Annotated in this window: 4 protein-coding genes; 3 read left to right on the top strand and 1 reads right to left on the bottom strand. The window is 66.1% G+C overall.

Annotation, left to right across the window (positions count from 1 at the left end):
- Window positions 1–247 precede the first annotated feature (247 nt).
- The 3 genes from ABYB95_RS18730 to ABYB95_RS18740 are packed head-to-tail and all read left to right on the top strand — an operon-like array spanning window position 248 to window position 3,365.
- On the top strand, window positions 248–1,966 hold the full coding sequence (locus ABYB95_RS18730) for an AAA family ATPase (RefSeq protein WP_372660276.1): 1,719 nt from the start codon (window positions 248–250) through the stop codon (window positions 1,964–1,966).
- Between the two features lie 32 nt (window positions 1,967–1,998).
- On the top strand, window positions 1,999–2,730 hold the full coding sequence (locus ABYB95_RS18735) for a general secretion pathway protein GspB (protein WP_372660279.1): 732 nt from the start codon (window positions 1,999–2,001) through the stop codon (window positions 2,728–2,730).
- 8 nt (window positions 2,731–2,738) lie between these two features.
- Window positions 2,739–3,365 carry an ATP-binding cassette domain-containing protein gene (locus tag ABYB95_RS18740; RefSeq protein WP_372660283.1) on the top strand — a complete coding sequence of 209 codons (627 nt, stop codon included), beginning with the start codon at window positions 2,739–2,741 and terminating at the stop codon, window positions 3,363–3,365.
- Between the two features lie 36 nt (window positions 3,366–3,401).
- On the opposite strand, the gene ABYB95_RS18745 is transcribed toward ABYB95_RS18740, so the two are convergent.
- Complete coding sequence (locus tag ABYB95_RS18745) at window positions 3,402–3,731, bottom strand: cupin domain-containing protein (protein ID WP_372660286.1); 330 nt, start codon at window positions 3,729–3,731, stop codon at window positions 3,402–3,404.
- Window positions 3,732–3,951: the final 220 nt, after the last annotated feature.

Consider the following 3,951-nt stretch of genomic DNA (forward strand, 5'->3'; position numbering starts at 1 on the left):
ACGGCAAGGTGGTGATCGAAGAAGGTGGCCAGCTGTCGGGCGACATCGAATGCTCGGTGAACAAGACCGCAACCAACAAGTCGGCCGCCGCTGCTACGCCAGCCATGGCGCTGGCGGCCTGAGGCCGTAGCCACAGGTTTTCAGCTGTCGCACCGTTGTCAACCGCGCCAGGCTCGGCGCGGTTGAGCGTTTTCAAGCCCGGCACGCAGGCCTTGCTCTGCGTGCCGGGCTTTTGTTTGCCCCGGCCGTGCCGTCCCGTTATCCTCAGTGCATGTACGTCGGTTATTTCGGCCTGAAACAGGCTCCTTTTTCCATAGCGCCCGATCCGCACTACCTCTTCATGAGCGAGCGGCACCGGGAAGCGCTCGCCCATTTGCTCTACGGCGTGGACGGCGGCGGCGGCTTTGTGCTGCTGAGTGGCGAGATCGGGGCGGGCAAAACCACCATTTGCCGCTGCTTTCTGGAACAAATTCCAGAGCACTGCAACGTGGCGTACATCTTCAACCCCAAGCTCACGGTGGCGGATCTGCTGAAGTCGATCTGCCACGAATTCCACCTGGAAGTGCGGCACGATGGAGTGGGTCCACCCACCATCAAGGACTACTTCGACCCGCTCAATGAGCACTTGCTGCGCAGCCACGCCGCGGGTCGCAACAACATCCTCATCATCGACGAGGCGCAAAACCTCACGCCCCACGTGCTGGAGCAGCTGCGTTTGCTCACCAATCTGGAAACCAGCGAGCGCAAATTGCTTCAAATTGTGCTGATCGGTCAGCCCGAATTGCGCGCCATGATTGCCCGACCCGAACTGGAACAACTGGCCCAGCGCGTGATTGCGCGTTACCACCTGGGTGCGCTGAACGAGACCGAAACCCGCCTGTACATCCAACACCGCCTGGGCGTGGCCGGCCTGAAAACCGCTCTGCCGTTTTCCGACGAAGCGATCCAGCGCGTGTACCGACTCACGCGCGGCGTGCCGCGCCGCATCAACCTGTTGTGCGACCGCTCCCTGCTGGGCGCCTATGCCACCGGCAAACCACAAGTCGGGCTGGCCATCGTCGACAAGGCCGCGTCCGAGGTGTTTGAAGCACCCAGCGACATCGCAGCAGAGGCAGACCACAAGCCCACGCGCTGGCTCACCCGCCACCCCTATGCCACGCTGGCATTGGGCGCATTGGGCGGCGTGCTGCTCGCCACCGGCCTGGGCTCCTGGTATACCAGCGGCGCCCGGACCGGCGATCGCCAGGCGGTGGGCACGGTGAAATCGGAGTCCACCCCGTCGGTGGCAGGGGTCGCCGCCACCAAGGCCAGCGAAACGTCACCCGACGCACCGCAAGCGGTCGCCGCTGCACCGGCGCAACCCCCGGTCATTCCCATAGGCACCCCGGCCTTGTCCGAGTTGCTGTCCAGCGAAAACGTGGCTTGGCGCGAACTCGGCCAGGTCTGGGGACGGGCGCTCACCAGCGACGACCCTTGCGCAGAAGCCCAGGACCAGGAGCTGCAGTGCTACCGCATTGGCCGCATGACCGTGCACGGTCTGCGCCAGCTGGACCGCCCGGGCATTCTGACCCTGCGCGAGGGCGGCAGCACCGCCTGGGCCTTGCTCACGGCGGCAGACCAGAACAGCGTCACCTTGCACGCAGGCGACCGCGCCTGGCGCATGCCGCTGGCCGACCTGGACGGTCGTTGGCGCGGCGAATACGCCACCCTGTGGCGCACGCCACCCGGTCAGCAAGGCCGTTTGTCCGATGGCAGCAAAGGCTTGGCCGGTGAATGGCTGCAGCAGCGGCTGAAAGCGCTGCAAGCGGCGGGCAAGGTGCCGCCCTCCGCCAATACCCTCAAGTCGCGGGTGCAAGCCTTCCAGCGCGCCAGTGGCATCGACGCAGACGGCCTGGCCGGCCCCATGACCTTCATGCAAATCAACCGCGCCACCGACGTGGAAGAGCCGCGCCTGGCCCGGCCCTGAGCGCGCACCGCAGCACCCATCAGCACAAGCACATGTCTTACATACTCGACGCCCTCAAACGGGCCGACACCGAGCGCGAACGGGGCCTGGTGCCCGGCTTGCACAGCCAGAGCGCGGCACCCGCAGGCTCGCCTCCCAGCAAGCGCCGGGGTGCACGTTCCCGGCTCTGGCCGCTGCTGATCGGCGCGGCGCTGCTGGTGCTGGTGGCCTATGTGCTGCTGGCCCCATGGTTGATGCCTTTGCCACCGGATACACCAGCGTCCCAGCCACAGCAAGGCGGCCAGGCCGCGCCTGAAGCGGCTTCGACGGCCTCTGCCGCGCCCCCAGCAGCACCGGCACCACCACCCACGCCAGCGGCGGTGCAACCGGCAGAGGCCGTCAGCGACACCCCCGACACCATGCCGCCGCGCCCCATTCTGGCGCCAGCACCGCCACCGCCCGCACCGGCCCCAGCGCCCTCGCCCGCTGCGGCACCTGCCGCTGCACCAACCACCGCTGCCGCCCCCATGCCCGCCACTGGCCAGCCGGACCCGGCGCGCGTACCCAGTTTTGCCGAACTCTCGGCCGAAGCGCGGGCGCAACTGCCACCGGTCAGCGTCAATGGCAGCAGCTATTCGGTCAACCCCGCCCACCGCATCCTCATCGTCAACGGAAAAGTGGTCCAAGAGGGCCAGGAAATCGCGCCCGGCCTGACGCTGGAGCGCATGGGTGCACACAGCGCCGTGTTGAACCACAAAGGCCTGCGCTACAGCATCGGGTACTGAGTCACGGTATGACCGAACACTTTTTATGGCGCGCCGATGGGCTGGGCTTTTCTTGGCCCGGGTGCACGCTGTTCCAGAACTGGTCCCAGCGCATCCGCGCTGGCGTCACCGCGGTGTACGGCGACGAAAGCAGCGGCAAATCCACCTTGCTGCAACTCATGGCCGGAGCACTCGCGCCGCAGGCGGGACGGTTGGAGCTGAACGGTGTGTCGCTCGACCAAAACGCCCGCCGGTACCAGGAACAGGTGTATTGGATGGACCCGCGAACCGAGGCGCACGACCAGCAGAGTGCGCGCAACTACTTACAGACGCTGCCTGCGCTCTACGCCGGTTTTGCGCCACAGACGCTGGACCACATGGTGCAAGGCCTGTCGCTCACGGATTTTCTGGACAAGCCCCTGTACATGCTCTCCACCGGCTCCAAACGCAAGGTCTGGCTGGCGGCGGGATTTGCCTCGGGTGCGCCGCTGGTGCTGATGAACAAGCCCTTTGCCGCGCTGGACAAGCCCTCCATCGCCTTCTTGCGCGAATGCCTGCAAGAAGCCAGCGTGCACCCCAGCCGCGCCTGGGTGCTGGCCGACTACGAACGACCCGAGGGGGTGCCGCTGGCCGGCAGCATTGCTTTGCCGGGCTGAAGCGCTCGCCACCGAGCGGCAGGCGCCACTGCAGCGCTATTTGCGCAACACAATGGTGACCAGCACGGTGGCGTCTTCCAGCCCCAGCAGCCAGTGCGGCACACCACCCGCCAGATACAGCAGTTGACCGGCTTCAAGTACTTGTTTCTGGTCGTCAAAACCGAACTCGATCCGGCCTTGCAAGCACTGCACCGTGATTTCGCCCGCCACCTTGTGCGGTGGGAACGCCTTGCCCGCGGGCAGGTAGACGCGCATCACCTCGAGTTCGGACGATTTGAACAAGGCAAAGGTTTGTTCGGTCAACAAGGGCGCTCCCAATTCGAGGAGGTCCACCACTTGTCCCGATTGCACATGAGGAATAGCCATGCGCCAGTATGCGCCACCAGCACGCCGGCGTCGAGATGCCGAGCCGATGCGCGCGGCGCAGGCGGGCAACGCCGCAGCGTGAGCCAACCGAACGGGCCCTGCTGCGTCGAAAGCGGATCTGTATCAGGCGCCGGTTCGGCGCTGCCGCGCCCGCTCCAGCGTCTGCGCCGCCGTACCCGGCACCAGTCCATACATGTCGGCAAACGTCTCCAAGGTCTGG

This window comes from Hydrogenophaga sp. (assembly GCF_041633695.1).
In the GTDB taxonomy this organism is placed as follows: Bacteria; Pseudomonadota; Gammaproteobacteria; order Burkholderiales; family Burkholderiaceae_C; genus Hydrogenophaga.

Excerpts from the sequence above, each read along its gene's own strand:
- ABYB95_RS18735 (WP_372660279.1), top strand. The coding sequence starts at position 1,999 with ATGTCTTACATACTCGACGCCCTCAAACGGGCCGACACCGAGCGCGAA.
- ABYB95_RS18740 (WP_372660283.1), top strand. The coding sequence starts at position 2,739 with ATGACCGAACACTTTTTATGGCGCGCCGATGGGCTGGGCTTTTCTTGG.
- ABYB95_RS18745 (WP_372660286.1), bottom strand. The coding sequence starts at position 3,731 with ATGGCTATTCCTCATGTGCAATCGGGACAAGTGGTGGACCTCCTCGAA.